General features: G+C 67.7%; 3 protein-coding genes and 2 pseudogenes. 2 read left to right on the forward strand and 3 right to left on the reverse strand.

Annotated elements, in window-relative coordinates; all coding sequences use genetic code 11:
• Positions 1 to 319 (reverse strand): transposase domain-containing protein (locus ABZ453_RS50730; protein ID WP_359026812.1); only part of this gene is annotated, 319 nt, incomplete at its 3' end.
• Positions 320 to 962: 643 nt separating this feature from the next.
• Here ABZ453_RS50730 and ABZ453_RS50735 point away from each other — a divergent pair.
• Positions 963 to 1,436, forward strand: a pseudogene (locus ABZ453_RS50735) (transcriptional regulator).
• A 378-nt stretch (positions 1,437 to 1,814) separates the two neighbouring features.
• Complete coding sequence (gene ssb / locus ABZ453_RS50740) at positions 1,815 to 2,300, forward strand: single-stranded DNA-binding protein (protein WP_359026808.1); 486 nt, start codon at positions 1,815 to 1,817, stop codon at positions 2,298 to 2,300.
• Between the two features lie 162 nt (positions 2,301 to 2,462).
• Here ssb and ABZ453_RS50745 read toward each other — a convergent pair whose 3' ends face one another.
• Positions 2,463 to 2,780 (reverse strand): WhiB family transcriptional regulator, encoded by a 318-nt coding sequence (locus tag ABZ453_RS50745; RefSeq protein ID WP_359026810.1) that lies wholly within the window; start codon positions 2,778 to 2,780, stop codon positions 2,463 to 2,465.
• A 523-nt stretch (positions 2,781 to 3,303) separates the two neighbouring features.
• Positions 3,304 to 3,501, reverse strand: a pseudogene (locus ABZ453_RS50750) (DUF6444 domain-containing protein); the annotation flags it as partial.
• Between the last annotated feature and the right edge of the window lie 88 nt (positions 3,502 to 3,589).

A 3,589-nucleotide genomic window follows, 5' to 3' on the forward strand; every position in this document is an offset into this window, starting at 1 on the left:
GCTTCGTGGGCTGTCGCCAACAGGCAGATCGCCGTGGGCCTCGAACCGGAACGCGCAGCGCTTGATCCCCTACACCACGTCGCGGGACACGACCGTATCCCGGCGGTCCCGCGCTGTCTGAGCTGCTGAACAAGCACAGAGCCAGGACAAAGTAGACGACCGCGCGGGCCGGCAGAAGCCGTCGGCGGCGCTCGACCTTTCCGGTCAACTCCAGTACCTCGTTGACCACTTCGGGGGTGATCTCTTCGGTGAGTACGCCGAGCCGGATCCAGTCCCCGAACTGCGGCTCCCGCCCCCTTCGGGGGCTTCGAGGGGACACCGGCCGGACCGCCGCGGTGACGGTTGAGGCAGCAGCGATGGCAGACTGAGCGCCCAACGGGGATCCCTCGCAGATAGTCGGATCTTGGTCGATCTCCTGTCCTACCGGGAGCCCCGTTCCCCTGTCTTGAGATCATCTGGCGCATCATCAGAACGTGGTGGATCGCCCTGTGCGTCCCAGGGGCCAACTCACCCAAAACAACCATCACCGAGCGCTCTACCTGCACTGATGCGCTAAATCACCGGCATTGCAGTTCAAGGGCACTTTCCGTGTTTCTGATCAACTCCTGGACAACCCACCTCGTGAAAGCGCGAGGTTAGGCATACGGCCCGAGAACGCCGGGGGGACGCCCCGGGCCGTATGCGCACCACAGCAACCCGAAACTTCCCCCACGAGTGCTCGCGCGCGTCGCCGCACGCTATGGTCCCTTCATGATCGCCCTTGGGCTCCTGACCCAACAGAGTCATACGACCCGCCCGCACTACTCCCGCTTCGTCGACATGGCCCAGACATGATCCGCCTGATCCTCTCAACGCCCGCTACGCGGCCGATCACCCGTCCCGGCGTCAAATCCGCCCGGGCGAGAGATCGGCTCTCACAGCCCCAGTAGAGTGATCCACTGAACTGAGGACCGGAAGAGACGATGCCTGAGCGGAACATCGAGTTCGGCAAGTTCGGCAAGTACGGCGCCCGCGGCGTCACGGGCCACGAGGCCGTCGCCCGCCGGCTGGACGCGCTCGTCGGCTACTTCGCCACGCCCGTCACTGCCCGGCGAGGCCTGCTGGCGCGTCTGCATTACCCGCAGCGACCACGCCCGCGCCGCGGCCTGGGCGGCCGGCCTGACGGTCACCGACCGCACTCTGCGCGCCTGGCTCGACCGCGAGGGCCGCGGTACCCGTGTGGAGATTCACCCGCTCAACCAGTCCGGTATCGACCGGCCGCGTCACCGGGTGGTGGAGTTCCGCTCCCTGAACGTGCGCCGCTGGGACCGCATCGTCGCGGCCTGGGCGGCTGGCGACGACCAGGAGCTCGATGACGCGTGGGTCGACCAGGTCGTCGACCTCGGCTCGCAGTGGGGCAGTACGAGTACGTCACCAACATCGGGTTAGCGGCCTGACAACTAGCTCAAGCGCTAACGGCGTGGTGCCGCGAGAGCGGGGTTGGCCGGGCCATGTGGCATGAGGAGAGCCGTACGGGTTGGGAGAGTTGTGAAGCGATCCTTGGTCCGTACGGCTCTTTCGCATCGTATCTGCACGGGTATCTCGTGGTGGCGATGTGGTCTGCTCGTCGCCGAGTTGGCGGGGGCCGTGGACCTCGGAGCCGCCAGCATCGCCAAGACCACCCGGGCAATCCGCGACCAGCCCGAACGAGCCCTCCCACTCCTGGGCGTCATCAACAAGCCGGACGCTCAGGGAACTTGATCAAGCCCTGTGGGGACGCCCGATGAGATGAGATCGGCGGGGGTGTGTCGGTGGGGTGTGGGAGGGTGCCGGGTATGCGTAATGAGCTTCCGTTGACGGTGATCGGGAATCTTGTGGATGACCCGGAGTTGCGGTTCACGGCCGCGGGTGTGCCTGTGGTGCGGTTCACGGTGGCGTCGACTCCGCGGACATTCGACCGGGATACGAATGCGTGGCGGGACGGGGAGCCGACGTTTATGGACTGTAGTGCGTGGCGGCAGTTGGCGGAGAATCTGGCGGGGTCGGTGTCGAAGGGGTCGCGGGTGGTGGTGGCGGGCCGGCTGCGGACCGACCGGTGGGAGACACCCGAGGGGGAGAAGCGGTCCCGCATGGTGCTGGACGTCGACGATGTGGGGGCGTCCATGACGTTCGCGACCGTCACGATCACTCGTACCACGCGCCCGGTCCCGCCGCGGGAGACCGCGCCGGACGATCCGTGGGCCACGGCCAGTCCTGTCCGGCCTGCGGCGCCCGTCGATGGGGGCGAGGGTGAGGGCTCGTCTGCGGAACCCCCGTTCTGATGGCGGCCGACCGGGATGCGGTGGCCGTGTGCGTGCGCCTGTTCCCTCGGGAGCCGCCGTATCCCGTTCAGGACGGGGCGCGCCTCGCTGACGGCGGGGGAGCGTAACAGCGAGGCGCGTGATCACATGGTGACAGTCCGTCGTCGGTGCTCGCCAGTAAGGCTACTGCCGTGTGCGGGCGGAGGCCGGCTGGGATGGTGGAGAGGGCCTGAGTTGTGGTCGATGCGCCCGCTCGAGAACCGTTCGCCATGAGGTGACGTCCGGGCGACGGTGCAGCAGTGTTCTGCGTTCGCGTTCGGTCATGCCGCCCCACACTCCGAACTCGATGCGGTTGTCGAGGGCTTCGGCCAGGCACTCGGCACGCACCGCACACCCGCCACACACCGCTTTGGCCCGGTTCTGCTGGGCGCTTTGGGTAAACAGTTCGTCCGGGTCGCTGTCCCGGCATGCGGCGCTTTCGGTCCATTGGGCGCTGGCCACAACAGCTCTCTCCCTTCACGCTCGGCAATAACTGTGCTGCGAGCTTGCCGCGCATGGTTCCCTGGCTCCCAGGCCTCGGTGGGCCGGGGACCCGGGGTGGTGTGCCGTGTATCGCCGTCACGCGGTACACGGCACACCGTGTTGTGAAGCGATCATCACTCTATCGGCCCATCCGGTACCCATTACGGGTCCTCCGGGTCCGTTCGGCGCCGCGGTCGGCCGGGGCGGGGGTGAGGGGCTGAGCTGAACACCGGACCGATGCAAGCCGACCCGTCCCGCACCCCAGACACCGAGCCGGCGTCCACCCGAGACGCGACACCCGGGCACTCTGTCTGCCCGCCCCTGGCCACCGACAACACTCGGTAACCGTCACCGTGACCAGGGGAATGTCGCGGACCTGACGGCGCTCGAAGCCGATGCTGTCGCTCTCGCCCAGCGCGCTGCCACAGCCGCTACAGGCGGCGGGCAGGTGGTCCGAGGTGACATCGGGCTCAGCGACCATGACCAGTCCGGCGCCGCCCGCACCGGGCTGACGCCCCCGCCTGCGCCCGCTCTTGGCCTGCGGCTTCTTCACCGGCCGTCCGAACGTGTCCGGGGACGGCGGCATCGAGGAGTTACCCGAATTGCGGTCCAGCCGCCGCTCCAGCTCCGCAACCCGCGCGGTCAACTGCTCGTTCGCAGCGGCCAACTCCTCGTTCTGCCGCTGGAGCGGCCTGTCAATCCCCTCGCAGTGTGGAGACGATCTATGCGGCCCGTCCCTCGGTGAGGGTGGCTCGGTAGTCACGTTCGTCGATCGGGCTCTTGTAATC

Source organism: Streptomyces sp. NPDC005799, assembly GCF_040630525.1.
GTDB lineage: Bacteria > Actinomycetota > Actinomycetes > Streptomycetales > Streptomycetaceae > Streptomyces > Streptomyces griseorubiginosus_B.

Excerpts from the sequence above, each read along its gene's own strand:
- ssb (WP_359026808.1), top strand. The coding sequence starts at position 1,815 with ATGCGTAATGAGCTTCCGTTGACGGTGATCGGGAATCTTGTGGATGAC.